This is a genomic window from Streptomyces guryensis (assembly GCF_021261325.1).
Lineage (GTDB): Bacteria > Actinomycetota > Actinomycetes > Streptomycetales > Streptomycetaceae > Streptomyces > Streptomyces guryensis.
The window spans coordinates 88,120-102,519 of record NZ_JAJSBI010000004.1 but is presented as its reverse complement, the minus strand read 5'-3'; the positions used below and the strand labels follow the sequence as shown (position 1 = coordinate 102,519).

The 14,400-nt window shown below is 69.8% G+C and carries 15 protein-coding genes; 9 read left to right on the top strand and 6 right to left on the bottom strand.

Annotated elements, in window-relative coordinates; translation table 11 throughout:
* The first annotated feature begins 5 nt into the window (after positions 1–5).
* The gene (locus tag LJ657_RS09970; RefSeq protein ID WP_232648065.1) at positions 6–518 is read left to right on the top strand and encodes a carboxymuconolactone decarboxylase family protein; all 513 of its coding nucleotides are present in this window, start codon (positions 6–8) and stop codon (positions 516–518) included.
* 15 nt (positions 519–533) lie between these two features.
* On the opposite strand, the gene LJ657_RS09965 is transcribed toward LJ657_RS09970, so the two are convergent.
* The 3 genes from LJ657_RS09965 to LJ657_RS09955 all read right to left on the bottom strand — a co-directional run bounded on the left by LJ657_RS09965 (position 534) and on the right by LJ657_RS09955 (position 4,140).
* On the bottom strand, positions 534–2,021 hold the full coding sequence (locus LJ657_RS09965; RefSeq protein WP_232648064.1) for a glutamate synthase subunit beta: 1,488 nt from the start codon (positions 2,019–2,021) through the stop codon (positions 534–536).
* Positions 2,022–2,224: 203 nt separating this feature from the next.
* Positions 2,225–2,704 (bottom strand): anthrone oxygenase family protein, encoded by a 480-nt coding sequence (locus LJ657_RS09960; protein WP_232648063.1) that lies wholly within the window; start codon positions 2,702–2,704, stop codon positions 2,225–2,227.
* A 740-nt stretch (positions 2,705–3,444) separates the two neighbouring features.
* On the bottom strand, positions 3,445–4,140 hold the full coding sequence (locus tag LJ657_RS09955; RefSeq protein WP_232648062.1) for a DUF2293 domain-containing protein: 696 nt from the start codon (positions 4,138–4,140) through the stop codon (positions 3,445–3,447).
* A gap of 132 nt (positions 4,141–4,272) precedes the next feature.
* On the opposite strand from LJ657_RS09955, the gene LJ657_RS09950 reads away from it, so the two are divergent.
* The 3 genes from LJ657_RS09950 to LJ657_RS09940 all read left to right on the top strand — a co-directional run bounded on the left by LJ657_RS09950 (position 4,273) and on the right by LJ657_RS09940 (position 5,967).
* Positions 4,273–4,914 (top strand): nucleoside/nucleotide kinase family protein, encoded by a 642-nt coding sequence (locus LJ657_RS09950; protein ID WP_232648061.1) that lies wholly within the window; start codon positions 4,273–4,275, stop codon positions 4,912–4,914.
* A gap of 58 nt (positions 4,915–4,972) precedes the next feature.
* Positions 4,973–5,386, top strand: coding sequence for a PPOX class F420-dependent oxidoreductase (locus LJ657_RS09945; protein WP_232648060.1), 414 nt, complete (start codon positions 4,973–4,975; stop codon positions 5,384–5,386).
* Between the two features lie 152 nt (positions 5,387–5,538).
* Positions 5,539–5,967 carry a CBS domain-containing protein gene (locus LJ657_RS09940; RefSeq protein WP_232648059.1) on the top strand — a complete coding sequence of 143 codons (429 nt, stop codon included), beginning with the start codon at positions 5,539–5,541 and terminating at the stop codon, positions 5,965–5,967.
* Positions 5,968–5,985: 18 nt separating this feature from the next.
* On the opposite strand, the gene LJ657_RS09935 is transcribed toward LJ657_RS09940, so the two are convergent.
* A complete protein-coding gene (locus tag LJ657_RS09935; protein ID WP_232648058.1) occupies positions 5,986–7,113 on the bottom strand; it encodes a magnesium and cobalt transport protein CorA in 1,128 nt (375 codons plus the stop codon).
* 253 nt (positions 7,114–7,366) lie between these two features.
* Between LJ657_RS09935 and LJ657_RS09930 the strand changes: the two genes are divergently transcribed.
* Positions 7,367–8,161 (top strand): methyltransferase, encoded by a 795-nt coding sequence (locus LJ657_RS09930; protein ID WP_232648057.1) that lies wholly within the window; start codon positions 7,367–7,369, stop codon positions 8,159–8,161.
* Positions 8,162–8,227: 66 nt separating this feature from the next.
* Positions 8,228–8,653 carry a VOC family protein gene (locus LJ657_RS09925; RefSeq protein ID WP_232648056.1) on the top strand — a complete coding sequence of 142 codons (426 nt, stop codon included), beginning with the start codon at positions 8,228–8,230 and terminating at the stop codon, positions 8,651–8,653.
* 150 nt (positions 8,654–8,803) lie between these two features.
* Here the strand turns inward: LJ657_RS09925 and LJ657_RS09920 are convergent, their stop codons facing one another.
* On the bottom strand, positions 8,804–9,358 hold the full coding sequence (locus LJ657_RS09920; protein ID WP_232648055.1) for a methylated-DNA--[protein]-cysteine S-methyltransferase: 555 nt from the start codon (positions 9,356–9,358) through the stop codon (positions 8,804–8,806).
* A gap of 45 nt (positions 9,359–9,403) precedes the next feature.
* The gene (locus tag LJ657_RS09915; RefSeq protein WP_232648054.1) at positions 9,404–10,279 is read right to left on the bottom strand and encodes a glycerophosphodiester phosphodiesterase; all 876 of its coding nucleotides are present in this window, start codon (positions 10,277–10,279) and stop codon (positions 9,404–9,406) included.
* A 280-nt stretch (positions 10,280–10,559) separates the two neighbouring features.
* On the opposite strand from LJ657_RS09915, the gene LJ657_RS48075 reads away from it, so the two are divergent.
* The 3 genes from LJ657_RS48075 to LJ657_RS09895 all read left to right on the top strand — a co-directional run bounded on the left by LJ657_RS48075 (position 10,560) and on the right by LJ657_RS09895 (position 14,342).
* Complete coding sequence (locus LJ657_RS48075; RefSeq protein WP_269786283.1) at positions 10,560–11,426, top strand: MHYT domain-containing protein; 867 nt, start codon at positions 10,560–10,562, stop codon at positions 11,424–11,426.
* 40 nt (positions 11,427–11,466) lie between these two features.
* The gene (gene uvrB / locus LJ657_RS09900; protein WP_269786282.1) at positions 11,467–13,605 is read left to right on the top strand and encodes an excinuclease ABC subunit UvrB; all 2,139 of its coding nucleotides are present in this window, start codon (positions 11,467–11,469) and stop codon (positions 13,603–13,605) included.
* Between the two features lie 158 nt (positions 13,606–13,763).
* Positions 13,764–14,342: a TerD family protein gene (locus LJ657_RS09895; RefSeq protein WP_232648053.1), complete on the top strand. Its 579-nt coding sequence runs from the start codon at positions 13,764–13,766 to the stop codon at positions 14,340–14,342.
* The last annotated feature ends 58 nt before the right edge of the window (positions 14,343–14,400 follow it).

Here is a 14,400-nt window from a genome sequence, read left to right as displayed (position 1 = left end):
AGCACATGACGACGAACACGACGACGAACACGACGGGCATCCCGGTGGCGGCAGCGGTGGCCGAAAAGAACCGCCTGGACTTCGCGAAGTCCGCCCCGAAGGTCTTCCGCGCCCTCATCGGCTTCGACGCCGCCGCCCGTGAGGGCCTCGACCCGTCCCTCGTCGAACTGATCCAGATCCGCGCCTCGCACCTCAACCACTGCGCGTACTGCCTGCACATGCACACCAACGACGCCCGCAAGGCCGGCGAGAGCGAGGACCGGCTGCACATGGTGGCCGTCTGGCGCGAGGCCCGCCACTTCTTCACCGAGCGGGAACAGGCCGCTCTCGCCCTCACGGAGGCGGTGACGCTGGTGGCCGACGAGGGAGTCCCGGACGCGGCCTACGCGCAGGCCGAAGCCCAGTTCGACGAGCAGGAACTGGCCCATGTACTCGCCCTGATCCTCACGATCAACACCTGGAACCGGGTGGCGCTCTCGACGGGCAAGGTGGCGGGCACGGACGAGCGGCGCCGTTAGGCGGGCCGCCGGTCTCTACACCGTCATCGGGCGGTCGAACGGCCCGATGGGCGCCGGGAGCTGCGAACTCCCCGTCAGACGACGCTCGACGGCCGCCGCCACCGCCCGCCCCTCCGCGATCGCCCACACGATCAGCGACTGCCCCCGTGCGGCATCCCCGGCCGCGAAGACGCCGGGCACGTTCGTGGCGAACCCGGCGTCCCGGGTGATCGTTCCGCGAGGTTCCATCGCCAGCCCCAGCTGGTCGACGAGCCCGTCCTCCCGGTCGGGGCCCGAGAACCCGAGCGCGAGCAGCACGAGGTCGGCGGGGAGCGTCCGCCCGGTGCCCGGCCGCGGGCGCCGCCCGGCGTCCACCTCGACCAGGTGCAGCGACCGCACATGCCCGCTCTCGTCGCCGGTGAAGCGGAGCGTGGACGCCGCGAACAGCCGCGCGTCGGCGTCCGCCGCCGGCGCCGTCTCCAGATCCCGGGCCTCCTCGTGGGCGGCCGACAGCCGGTAGACCTTCGGGTACGTCGGCCAGGGCTCGGCGTCCTCGTCGCGATCGGCGCCGGGCTGGGCGTAGATGTCCAACTGAGTGACGGACGCTGCCCCTTCACGCACCGCGGTCCCCAGACAGTCCGCCCCAGTGTCTCCGCCGCCGACGATGACGACGTGCTTCCCCGCGGCGGACATGGGGGAGCTTTCCAGGTCCCCTTCCCGTACCCGGTTGGACAGCGGCAGATACTCCATCGCCTGCTGTATCCCGGCCAACTCCCGCCCTGGTACGGACAGTTCACGCCACGCGGTCGCCCCCGTCGCGATCACCACGGCGTCGTACCGCGCCCGCAGCTCCGCCGCCCCGACGTCCCGCCCGACCGCCGTCGACGTACGGAACTTGGTCCCCTCTGCCTGCATCTGCTCCAGCCGCCGGTCCAGATGGTGCTTCTCCATCTTGAACTCGGGGATGCCGTACCGCATCAGCCCGCCGAGCCGGTCGTCCTTCTCGTACACGGCGACCGTGTGCCCGGCCCGCGTCAGCTGCTGGGCCGCGGCCAGTCCTGTCGGCCCCGACCCGATCACCGCGACGGTCCGCCCGGACAACCGGTCCGGCGGCCGCGGTGGCGCGAACCCCAGCTCCCAGGCCCGGTCCGCGATGGCGGCCTCGACGTTCTTGATGGTGACCGCGGGCTGGTTGATGGCGAGCACGCATCCCGCCTCGCACGGCGCGGGGCACAACCGCCCGGTGAACTCGGGGAAGTTGTTCGTGGCGTGCAGCCGGTCGGCCGCCTGCCGCCAGTCGTCCCGGCTGACCAGGTCGTTCCACTCGGGTATCAGATTCCCCAGGGGGCAGGCGTCGTGGCAGAACGGTATGCCGCAGTCCATGCACCGGTCGGCCTGCTTGTTGATGATGGGCAGCAGCGCCCCGGGGACATAGACCTCGTCCCAGTCCTGGACCCGTTCCGCGACCGGGCGGCGGGGCCAGTCCTGGCGAGGCGTGGTCATGAAACCCTTGGGATCGGCCATGGCCGTCTTCCTTGCCTACGGGTACGACGAGCCGTGCGTCATCGGGCGGCACTCTTTCGGCCACGATACGACTCCCGGGCCCTGTGCGCAGAGGGGAGGGACAGCGCTTTCTGCCTCGCGGTTCTCAGGGTTCTGCCAGTGCCCGCCGGGAATCGCTCGGCACCCTCTCAGCCCACTCGGCCCTCTCGGCTCTCCCGGCCCGCTCAGGTAAGCGCGAGCACATACGCCACCGCCGAGCCGGCCGAGGCGACCATCCGCACGTGATTCCAGAACGTCCACTCGCGTATGTACGACGGCCAGTACGCGGCCGCTTCCGGGGTGCCCGGGTCCAGCTTGGCCAGCGCTTCGTTGCGCGGCACGTTCGCGACCATGGTCACCCCGAACGAGCCGAACAGATACAGCGCGCTGCCCAGCAGCATCTCCACCCGCCCGTCGTCCGGCCACAGCACGAACGTCACCACGGCGAGCACCGCGCACAGCACCGCCGAACCCAAGAACACGAGCATGAACGCCGGCATCACCGCGGTCACGTTGATCGCGTTCATCGCGGCCACGCCCTGGGCGGGCGGCAGCGCGGCGAGCCCCCTCATCACGAACGTCGAGAAGCCGCAGAAGACCCCGGCCACCAGACCGGTCCCGAGCACCCCCAACACCGTCAGCCAGAAATACGGTCCATCGATCATGTCGTCAACTCCCGCGTCAGGCCGAGATCTTCCCCGGCACCTCCCGTCACCACAAGTGAATTCCCGTACGAGCACAGTGACCATGGCCGAAGAACGCGGCCACATATGCGAGCGTCCGGCCGTGACCAGGCGACCGCCGGTTGTGAGTGCGGTGCCGACCGGCAGTCTGGCGGGCGATCGCCCCTCGGCAACGGGCCCGGCCCTGTCGCCGGCGGCTGCGTACCTCTCGCTGAGGGGGCCGGGTTCTCCGGCAGAGGGTCCGCGCATCCTGCTGAAGGGGTCGGGTCCTTGGCCGGCGGTTCCGTGCCTCCTGCTGCGGGGCTCGGGTCTTTCACCAGCGGTTCCGCCCCTGTTGCCGAGGAGCCCCAGCCTTTCGTCAATGGGCCGCGGCCCTTCGCCAACCTGTACCGGTCGTTCGCCAACAGACCCCCGCCCTGCGTCAACGGTCCCTGCCCTTCGGCACCTGATCCAGGCCGTTCGCCAACCAATCCCGGCCCTTCCCAACAGGCCCACCTCTGCGCCAACGGTCCCTGCCCTTCGGCACCTGATCCAGGCCACGCGCTGAGCGACCACGGTCTTTCAACGATCTCGTCCTCTCGCCGCCTGGCCCCGGTTTTTCGTCAGCGACCGCTCCATCGACGTGGGCGGCCCGCGCCTCCCGTGGACTGACCCCGTCCTCCGTCAGCGGCCCTCGGCCTTTCGCCGACGATTCCGCCCGCGCCCGCAGTCCCTCGCCCCGGTCATCCGACCCTGGCCTCCTCCGATCGCCATCCCCGCAGCACGGTCTCCACCGCCGGCCCGATACGCCGCCGCGCCTCGTGCCGCGGTACTCCGCTCATCAGCAGCTGGTCGTACGGCGTGTCCGTATGCCGTACGGAGGCCGCGACCGCCGAGACCACCGCCCCCTCGGACAGTGCCCGCCCCGCGGCGCTGCGGCCCACCCGCCCGCTGCCCCGCACCGACGCATGCGCCGCGATCGCCCGGGCCCGCTCCGCCGGACACGCGGGAAACAGGCGTCGTATCTCCGCCGCGAACGCCGCCGTGAACCGCAGATCCTCCGCGATCCGCCGCCGGGCGTCCCGCACCCGGCGCCGCCGTCGTGCCTCCGCGTCCGCCAGGCACCGCTGCTCGGCCCGGGCGAGCCCCGCCTCCTCGACCAGGACGCCCTGCCGCTCGTACCGCGATTTGCGCCGGTTGAAGCGCACCACCACCGCCGACAGCGCACTCTCCTCCCGCGACCGCCGTGTCAGCGCCGCGTCGCCGCGCGGCAGGAACACCAGATGCCCGAGGTCGGCGCAGTCGAGGCATCGCGGCGCCCCTTCCTCAAGCACGAGCAGCGGCAACGGCCCCGCATGGCACTCCCCGCAGTGCCTTCTCTTGAGCGGCTGGAAGACGACAAGCCCGGCGCGGGGCGGAGGAGTTGCAAGACGTGCCATAGGTGATTCCTTCCCCCCGACGACACCCCGGACTACCGTGAAATCCCGCCCACTGCGCCATCGCCCTCGGCCTGTCCTCGGCGCCGCCCTGCTGCCGGTGCGAGGCGCGTCCCGGCCGACGGCTGACGCATCATGGGCCATGTGCGACTCGAAGCGATCACCTGGGACCGGCTCGGCGACCTCCTGGCCGAGCGTCTGCTCGACCTCGAGCCGGCCGACGGCAGCCCCTGGCCCCGCATCGCTATCGACGGAGCCCCGGCGGCCCGCCCGGGGGACCTCGCCGAGCGCGTCGCCGAGTGCCTGCGCGTACGCGGCCGCCCGTCGCTGACCGTCGGCACGGAGGGCTTCCTGCGGCCGGCCTCCGTCCGCCTTGAATACGGCCACCAGGACGTCGACGCCTATTACGACGGCTGGCTGGACACCGGCGCCCTGTGGCGCGAGGTGTTCGGTCCCCTCGAACCCGGCGGCGACGGACGCGTCCTGCCCGACCTGTGGGATCCGGTCGCCGATCGCGCCACCCGCAGTCCCTACGCCCAACTCCCGCCCGGTGGTCTCCTGTTGATGCACGGCCCCTTCCTGATGCGCCACTGGTTCCCCTTCGACCTGACCGTCCACGTCCTCCTCTCGCCCGGCGCCCTCCGTCGCCGTACCCCCGAGGCCGACCACTGGACACTCCCCGCCTTCGAGCGCTACGCGGACGAGACCGACCCGGCGGGCACGGCCGACGTCCTGGTACGGGCCGACGACCCGCGCCATCCGGCATGGACAGGGTGAATCATCGGAGAGTCAGGAAAACGCTTTACATGCACGCGCATGTAGTTACTCTGGTCCCATGACGCCCTCCTCCAGTGATCCCGTCTCGTTCGCCGACTCCGTACGCACCCTCCTCGACGGCAAGAACTTCGCCAGCGTCGCCACCCTCGGTCCCGATGGCGCTCCGCAGAACTCGGTGGTCTGGATCAAGCGCGAGGGCGACACCGTGCTCTTCTCCTCCACCGACGGACGCCAGAAGGTGCGCAACCTCCGCCGTGACCCCCGCATCAGCCTCTCGGTCTTCGACCTCGCCGACCCCTACACCTCGGTCGAGATCCGCGGCACCGCCGAGATCCTCCCCGACGAGCGCAAGCGGCTCCCGTACGAGCTCTCGCACAAATACCTCGGCATCGACCCGCCCGGGGAGAAGGACGACGAGGTTCGCGTGATCATCCGCATCGTCCCTCGGCGGGTCGTGGGTTTCTCGGCCTGAGGCTCGGCAGGTTTCTGAGGTGGCTCTCCCCGGCCGCCCGTTACCGCGGAGTTCAGGGTGCAGGGGCCGGGGCGCGCGGCGACAATATAGGGCGCCGGGACTAGCGGTGCGTCCCCGCGCCGCGCCGGCCGTCCGGCACCGGGAGGTACTCCATGACCACCGCCGGAGACATCATGCACCGTGGCGCCCAGTGGATCCCCGCCCACGAGACACTGGACCGCGCGGCCCAGCTGATGCGCGAACTGAACGTCGGAGCCCTGCCCATCAGTGACGAGAACGAGCGGCTCTGCGGCATCCTCACCGACCGCGACATCGTCATCGGCTGCGTGGCCATGGGCCACGACCCGGCCAGGGTCACCGCCGGCGAGATGGCCCACGGCACCCCGCGCTGGATCGACGCGAACGCCGACGTCGGTGACGTGCTCCGGGAGATGCAGGACCACCAGATCCGCCGCCTCCCCGTCATCGAGAACAAGCGGCTGGTCGGCATGATCAGCGAGGCCGACCTGGCTCAGCACCTGACGGAGGAGCAGATCGCCGACTTCGCCCACAGCGTGTACGCGCGGGGCACGACGCGCTGACCCGTCCGACGGAGCGCCTCACAGCCAGCCGCTGCGCCGGAAACCGCGGTACAGCACCAGGCACGCCGCCGACATCACGCCTATGACCAGGGGGTACCCGAACCTCCAGTGCAGCTCCGGCATGTTGTCGAAGTTCATGCCGTACACACCGCAGACCATCGTCGGTACGGCGATCACCGCGGCCCAGGCCGTGATCTTCCGCATGTCTTCGTTCTGCGCGACCGTGACCTGCGCGAGGTGCGCCTGCAGGATCGAGTTGAGCAGTTCGTCGAAGGAGGCGATCTGCTCTTTCGCCCGCATGAGATGGTCGAGGACGTCCCTGAAGTAGGCCTGTATCTCGGGGTCGACCACCCGGATGGGCCGGGTCGCCAGGTCCTCGACGGGGCGGCCGAGGGGGACCACGGCCCGCTTCAGCTCAAGGAGCTCACGCTTGAGCTGGTAGATCCGGCCGGGGTCGGCCCGCGCGCCGTTCTCCGCGAACACGTCCATCTCCACCTGGTCGATGTCCGCCTGCACCGAGTCGGTGACGAGCAGATAGTCGTCGACCACGTGGTCCGCGATCGCGTGCAGCACCGCGGCCGGCCCCTTCGCGAGCTGCTGCGGGTCGGCCTCCAGCCCCTCGCGCAGGGGACCCAGCGAACCATGCATCCCGTGCCGGACCGTGATCACGAAGTCCTCGCCGACGAACACCATGATCTCGCCCGTGTTCACCACCTCGCTGGTCGCGGTCAGCTCCTCGTGCTCGACGTAGCAGACCGTCTTGAACACCGCGAACAGCGTCTCGCCGTACCGCTCCAGCTTCGGGCGCTGATGGGCCTCGACCGCGTCCTCGACCGCCAGCGGGTGCAGGTCGAAGAGTTCGGCGATGCCCGCGAACTCCTGGTCCGTCGGCTCGTGCAGCCCCAGCCACACAAACCCGTCACCCTTCTTTCGCACCCGCTCCACGGCGTCGACCAGGTCACTGCCTCCCGGCACCCGCACGCCGTCCCGGTACGTCACGCAGTTCACGACCGAGGAGCCCAGCGGGGACCGGGCGGGGTGACTCAGGTCGACGCGTGGCCGCCGCCTGGTCAGCCGTGCCACCCTGCGCAGGCCGCCGACCCTGCTGAGGTGGGTGACCTTCCGCAGATTCCCTGCCATGGACATTCTGGATCTCCTTGCGTGGATCTCCGGGCTCGATGCGCGGTTCGCGGTTCGCCCCCGTGGTGAGCCGCCTGTCTGTGCCTTGGCGCGCCAGTGTGCCAGGTCTGTGTAAGGGGCGGGTGAGCCTGTGGGAGCAGGGCATTCCGTTTGGTTCCCGCCTGTGGACGAACGGGTTGCCCACGGAACGTCTGCCCAGCTCGTCGTAGGTGACTCGTCGAGTGCTTCCGACACGCAGGGCAACTGGGATGATCGCGTCATGAAGCGATCCGACGGCTATCTCCTCGACAACCGGCAGGCCGAGGCGGGAGAGCGCTTCGACGCCTTCGCCACCCTCTTCGACCCCACCACCTTCCGGCACCTCGAAGGGCTCGGCGTCGACTCCGGCTGGCGCTGCTGGGAGGTCGGCGCGGGCGGCACCTCGGTGGTGTCCTGGCTGGCCGACAAGGTCGGCCCGACCGGACAGGTCCTCGCCACCGACATCGACACGTCGCTGCTCGCGTCCGTGGCCCGCCCGCCGGTGGAGGCGCGCATTCATGACGTGGGCGCCGAGGAACCGCCGGGCGAGGGTTTCGACCTGGTGCACGCCAGGCTGGTCCTCGTCCATGTGCCGGACCGCGAACGGGCGTTGCGGTCGATGATCAAGGCCCTCCGCCCCGGCGGGCGGCTCCTGATCGAGGACGCCGACCCCGCCCTGCAGCCTCTGGTCTGCCCCGACGAGCACGGCCCCGAGGAACGACTCGCCAACCGTCTGCGGCACGGCTTCCGCAGGCTGCTCGCCGACCGCGGCGCCGACCTCTCCTACGGCCGTCGCCTGCCACGCCTGCTCCGCGAGGCCGGCCTGCGCAGCGTCGAGGCCGATGCGTACTTCCCCCTCACCTCCCCGGCCTGCGCCGCCCTGGAGTCGGCCACCATCCGCCAGATCCGCGACACCCTCGTCACCGCGAACCTCGCCACCAACGAGGACATCGACCGCCACCTGGCGAACGTCGAGGCCGGCGGGATGGACTTGGCCACGGCCCCGATGATCTCGACGTGGGGGAGCAAGGCGTAGCCCCGCGGGCAGGAGCTTCCGGTCACACCCTTGCGGCCTGGGGAAGGCGGTATCAGCCTGAAGAACATGAAGGACACGACACGTCTCGACCATGTCGTCCTGTGGGTGCACGACCCGATCGCCGCGGCAGACTTCTATGAGAAGGCGGTCGGGCTGCGCCCCCTCAGGATCACCGAGTTCTCCGCGGGGAAGGTGTCGTTCCCCTCGGTACGGCTCAACGACGAGACCATCCTCGACCTCATGCCCCACTCCATGGCGGAGCGGATGAGGATGCTCCCCGGCGCGGCCGACAGTGCGGGCCACCCCGTCAACCACGTCTGCCTGGCCCTGCCCGGCGACGACTTCGACGCTCTGCACAGCCGCCTCGAGGAACGCGCCGTCCCCGTCTCCGAGTTCTCCCACGACTCCTACGGCGCCCGCGGAAAGGCCACGCGCAGCTTCTACTTCCGAGATCCGGACGGAAACGTCTTCGAGGCCCGGCACTACGACTAGCCCCTGATCGCGGTCCCTTCGGCCCCGAGCCTTCGGATGCCAGTGGCTGTGTGCATGGCGGAGTCTGCTACCGCCTCCGCCTCCGCCTCCGCCTCCGCCTCCCGACCACCCTTCGCGCGCGCCCAGAGCCCGTCGCTCAGAGCCCGTTGCTCAGAACAGCGGCTCGGGGAGCACCCCCTCCAGCGCCAGCAGCCTGCGCTTGGTCTCCAGTCCGCCCCCGAACCCGCCGATGCCCCCGTCGCTCTCCACGACCCGGTGACAGGGCACGACGACCGGCAGCGGATTGGACCCCATCGCCACCCCCACCGCCTGGGCCGCGCCCGGCTGCCCCACCCGCCCGGCCAGGTCGCCGTAGCCCACGACCTCGCCGTACGGCACCCCGGAGGCCAGCTCGCGCAGCACCTGCCGGTTGAAGCCCGAGATCAGCGACCAGTCCAGCGGCAGTTCGAAGTCGCGCCGCTCACCCGCGAAGTAGGCCTCGACCTGCCGTATCGCCTCGGCCAGCAGGGGCGAGCCGGGTGCCTCGACAGGCTCGCGGCCCAGCCGTGACGCCAGCCGCTCCAGCGCCTTGTCACGCACCGCGTCCGTGGCGTGGAACACGACGTTGACCAGGCCCTCGCGGGTCGCGGCGAGCAGCAGCGGGCCGATCCCGGTACCGACCACCGCCCACACGACCTGCTGTTCGTACTGCCCATCGCTGTCCATGCGCCCACCGTATGGCCCGCCACTGACAACCCCGGAGGACCGGACTCAGGGTGCCTGCAGCGCGGCCCGGACCACGTCGGGCTCGTTGGTGATGATGCCGTCCACGCCGTACCGGGTGACCTGCCGGGCGGTGTCCGCGTCGTTGACGGTCCATGTGAAGACGTTGAGCGGCTTACCATGCGGGCCGGTGAGGGCGTGTACGGCGGCGACGTAACCCGTCGAGATCGAGCCGAACGAGGGATTGATCCCGTCGGTGAAGCGCGCATAGGCGGGCAGTGCCGAGACGCGCGGCCTACCGAGGAAGCTCGTCCTGACCGCGGGCTTCAGGTCGTGGACGATCCGCAGGCTGTCCGCGCTGAAGCTCTGCACGACCAGCCGGTCGGTGAGGTGCTGCGGGTCGAGCCAGCCGTCGTTGCCGAGCACCTTCAGGGTCTGCTGTTCGATGCCCGGGTACAGCTCGGGATTCTTGATCTCCAGCAGCAGCTTCTGGTGGTTGTGCTCGACACGGCGCATGTACGCATCCAGCGTCGGCACGCGCGCGCCCGCGTACTGGCGGCCGAACCAGCTTCCCGCGTCGAGGCGCGCGATCTCGGCGGCGGTGTAGTCCTTCACCTCCCAGGACGTCCGGCAGGGGAAGACCTCCTCGACGTCGGTCGTGCGCTGCAGGCTGTCGTCGTGGATGACGACGAGTTCGCCGTCCTTGGTGCGCTGCACGTCGTTCTCCACCCAGGGGATGCCCAGGCGGGCCGCCTTGTCGATGGAGGCCAGCGTGTTCTCCGGCGCGTAGGCGGAGGCCCCGCGGTGGCCGATGACCAGGGGCCGTTCGTCGCCGTCGCCGGCCCGCGCGGCGGAGCCGGGCAGCAGGAGGCCGGCGGTCCCCAGGAGCGCGGTGGTGATGGCGGCGACTGCGCGCGCGTGCATGCGTACTCCTCGCGTCGTGTGAACACGGACAGCTCAACTGTGACAGCAGAGAGTCAACGACGGTGGGGTACAGAACGACCACACATTGAATGGAGTCGCCCAAGTCCGCTCACTGGGGCCGCACAACTGAGGCAAGGACGTGTTTCTTTGCCGGAAAATCGTTCGACCATTCTGGTGGGGGTCATACTCTCTGCCTCAACCCTGACCGCTCGGGCGGTCCTGGGAGGGGGCGTATTTCAGGGAATTCCGGGACGCAAGAGGGCGGGAAGGGCAGCCGCGCATGCAAGGCACGGTCGACGGATTCAGCTACGGACTCGTCACACCGCTGGTGGCCTATCTCATGGCCTCCCTCGGTGGCGCCCTGGGGCTGCGCTGCACGACCAGATCCATGCTCGTCGCCCACTCCTGGCGGCCCGGCTGGCTGGCCCTCGGGTCGGCGGCCATCGGCTCCGGCATATGGACCATGCACTTCGTCGCGATGATGGGGTTCACGGTCAGGCAGGCGCCGATCCACTACGACAAGCCGATCACGTTCGCCAGCCTCGGCGTCGCCATCGTCATGGTGGGCATCGGGATCTTCATCGTCGGCTACAAGGGCGCGAAGGGAACGGCCCTGTTCACCGGGGGCACGATCACCGGCCTGGGAATCGCCTCGATGCACTATCTGGGCATGGCCGGAATGCGGCTGAACGGAAAGCTGGAATACAACACACTGACCGTCACCGCCTCCGTCGTCATAGCGATGGGCGCCGCGACCGCCGCCCTGTGGGCGGCCGGACAGGTCAGAGGGTTCCTGTGGAGCGTCGGCGCGAGCCTCGTCATGGGACTCGCCGTCAGCGGCATGCACTACATGGGCATGGCGGCCCTCACCGTCCACCTCCACGGCACGGCGGCCCCGGCCTCGGGAGACTCGCCCGCCGAGCTGCTGTGGCCCATGCTGGTCGGCCCGCTCGCCTTCCTCCTGCTCGCCGCCGTGGTCGTGATGTTCGACCCGCTGATGGTCATGGGCAGGCCCGCCCTGACCCCCTTCGAGAACAAGCCGGGCGTCCCGGCCCACCCGGCCGTCCACCACCCGGCCCACCGCCCCCAGCTCCGCCCGGTCCGGCAGCCGGGCCGAGGCAGTTCCCGCACCCCGCAGAACCGCTGACCGGCCCGCGTTGTCAGTGCCGGGTCGTACGGTGGATTCCATGCGGCCCGTTTCCAACATCGAACGCACGGTGGCGCCCTTCGAGGTCGTCAGCCCCTACCAGCCCAGCGGCGACCAGCCGACGGCCATCGCCGAGCTCGCCCGGCGCGTCGAGGCAGGCGAGAAGGATGTCGTCCTGCTCGGCGCGACCGGCACCGGCAAGTCCGCCACCACCGCGTGGATGATCGAGAAGCTTCAGCGCCCCACCCTCGTGATGGCGCCGAACAAGACCCTGGCCGCCCAGCTGGCGAACGAGTTCCGCGAGCTGCTGCCGAACAACGCCGTCGAGTACTTCGTCTCGTACTACGACTACTACCAGCCCGAGGCGTACGTCCCGCAGTCGGACACCTACATCGAGAAGGACTCCTCGATCAACGAGGAGGTCGAGCGCCTGCGCCACTCCGCGACGAACTCGCTGCTCACCCGCCGTGACGTGATCGTGGTGGCCTCGGTCTCCTGCATCTACGGCCTCGGCACGCCGCAGGAGTACGTGGACCGCATGGTCCCCCTCAGGGTCGGCGACGAGATCGACCGCGACCAGCTGCTGCGCCGTTTCGTCGACATCCAGTACACGCGCAACGACCTGGCCTTCACCCGGGGCACCTTCCGCGTCCGCGGCGACACCATCGAGATCTTCCCGGTCTACGAGGAACTCGCCGTCCGCATCGAGATGTTCGGCGACGAGGTCGAGGCGCTGTCCACGCTGCACCCGCTCACCGGCGAGATCATCAGCGACGACCAGCAGCTGTACATCTTCCCGGCCACCCACTACGTGGCGGGACCGGAGCGCCTGGAGCGGGCCGCCAACGACATCGAGAAGGAGCTCGGCGAGCGCCTGGCCGAGCTGGAGAAACAGGGCAAGCTCCTAGAGGCCCAGCGCCTCAGGATGCGGACGACGTACGACCTCGAAATGCTCCGCCAGATCGGCTCCTGCTCCGGCGTCGAGAACTACTCGATGCATTTCGACGGCCGTTCGCCCGGCTCCCCGCCCAACACCCTGCTCGACTACTTCCCGGACGACTTCCTCCTCGTCATCGACGAGTCCCACGTCACCGTCCCGCAGATCGGCGCGATGTACGAGGGCGACGCCTCCCGCAAGCGCACCCTCGTCGACCACGGCTTCCGTCTGCCCTCCGCCCTCGACAACCGGCCCCTGAAGTGGGAGGAGTTCCAGGAGCGCATCGGGCAGACGGTCTATCTCTCGGCGACCCCGGGCAAGTACGAGCTCTCGCGCGCGGACGGCGCCGTGGAACAGATCATCCGCCCCACCGGACTGATCGACCCGGAGGTCGTGGTCAAGCCCACCGAGAGCCAGATCGACGACCTGGTGCACGAGATCCGCACGCGTACCGAGAAGGACGAGCGCGTCCTGGTCACCACCCTCACCAAGAAGATGGCCGAGGACCTCACGGACTACTTCCTGGAGCTCGGCATCCAGGTCCGCTATCTGCACAGCGATGTCGACACCCTGCGCCGCATCGAGCTGCTGCGTGAACTGCGCTCCGGCGAGTTCGACGTTCTGGTGGGCATCAACCTCCTCCGTGAGGGCCTCGACCTGCCCGAGGTGTCCCTGGTGGCCATCCTGGACGCCGACAAGGAGGGCTTCCTGCGCTCCGGTACCTCGCTGATCCAGACGATCGGCCGCGCCGCGCGCAATGTCTCCGGCCAGGTCCACATGTACGCCGACAAGATCACCCCGGCGATGGAGAAGGCCATCGAGGAGACCAACCGCCGCCGGGAGAAGCAGGTCGCGTACAACACGGCGAACGGCATCGACCCCCAGCCGCTCCGCAAGAAGATCAACGACATCGTCGCGCAGATCGCCCGCGAGGACGTCGACACGGAGCAGCTTCTCGGCTCGGGCTACCGAAAACTGAAGGAGGGCAAGGGCGCCAAGGCACCCGTGCCCGCCCTCGGCTCCAAGGCCGCCGGCGGTGCCAAGTCCGCCAAGGGCAAGGCCAAGGAGACGGTTCCGACCGACCGTCCCGCCGCCGAACTCGCCGACCAGATCGAGGAGATGACGGCGCGTATGCGCGCCGCCGCCGCCGACCTCCAGTTCGAGATCGCGGCCCGGCTGCGCGACGAGGTCTCCGAGATGAAGAAGGAACTGCGCCAGATGAGGGAGGCAGGCCTGGCCTGACCCCCCGCGGCCACCGCCGGACCTCGGCACCTGCGCTCTGTGTTGCAAGACCGACACAAAGTACGGGTCGGGGTGCGGCAGTCTCGGCGGCCCTGCGTAGGGTTTTGTCAACCGCGGACTTTGCGGCAACAGGGGACAGTTCGAGAGGGGATCAGCGCGTGACCGTCAACATGACCAAGGGTCAGGCCATCAGTCTGCAGAAGAACGACGGAGGCAGCCTGACCGCGGTCCGCATGGGTCTCGGCTGGCAGGCGGCTCCCCGGCGCGGCCTGTTCGGCTCGCGCACCCGGGAGATCGACCTGGACGCCTCCGCCGTCCTTTTCGCCGACAAGCAGCCGGTCGACGTCGTCTTCTTCCGTCATCTGGTGAGCGACGACGGCTCCGTGCGCCACACAGGTGACAACCTCGTCGGCGGTGTCGGCCAGGGCGGCGACGACGAGGCGATCCTCGTCGACCTGGCGCGCATCCCGGTCCACATCGACCAGATCGTCTTCACGGTGAACTCCTTCACGGGCCAGACGTTCCAGGAGGTGCAGAACGCGTTCTGCCGCCTGGTCGACGAGACCAACGGCCAGGAGCTCGCCCGCTACACGCTGGCGGGCGGCGGCGCCTACACGGCCCAGATCATGGCGAAGGTGCATCGCTCGGGCCCGGGCTGGACGATGACGGCCCTCGGCACCCCGGCCAACGGCCGCACCTTCCAGGACCTGATGCCGTCGATCCTGCCGCACCTGTAGGGCGACCAGGGCGACCGGGCCGGGGCCCGTCCCGAAGGCGGGCCCCGGCCCACCCGAC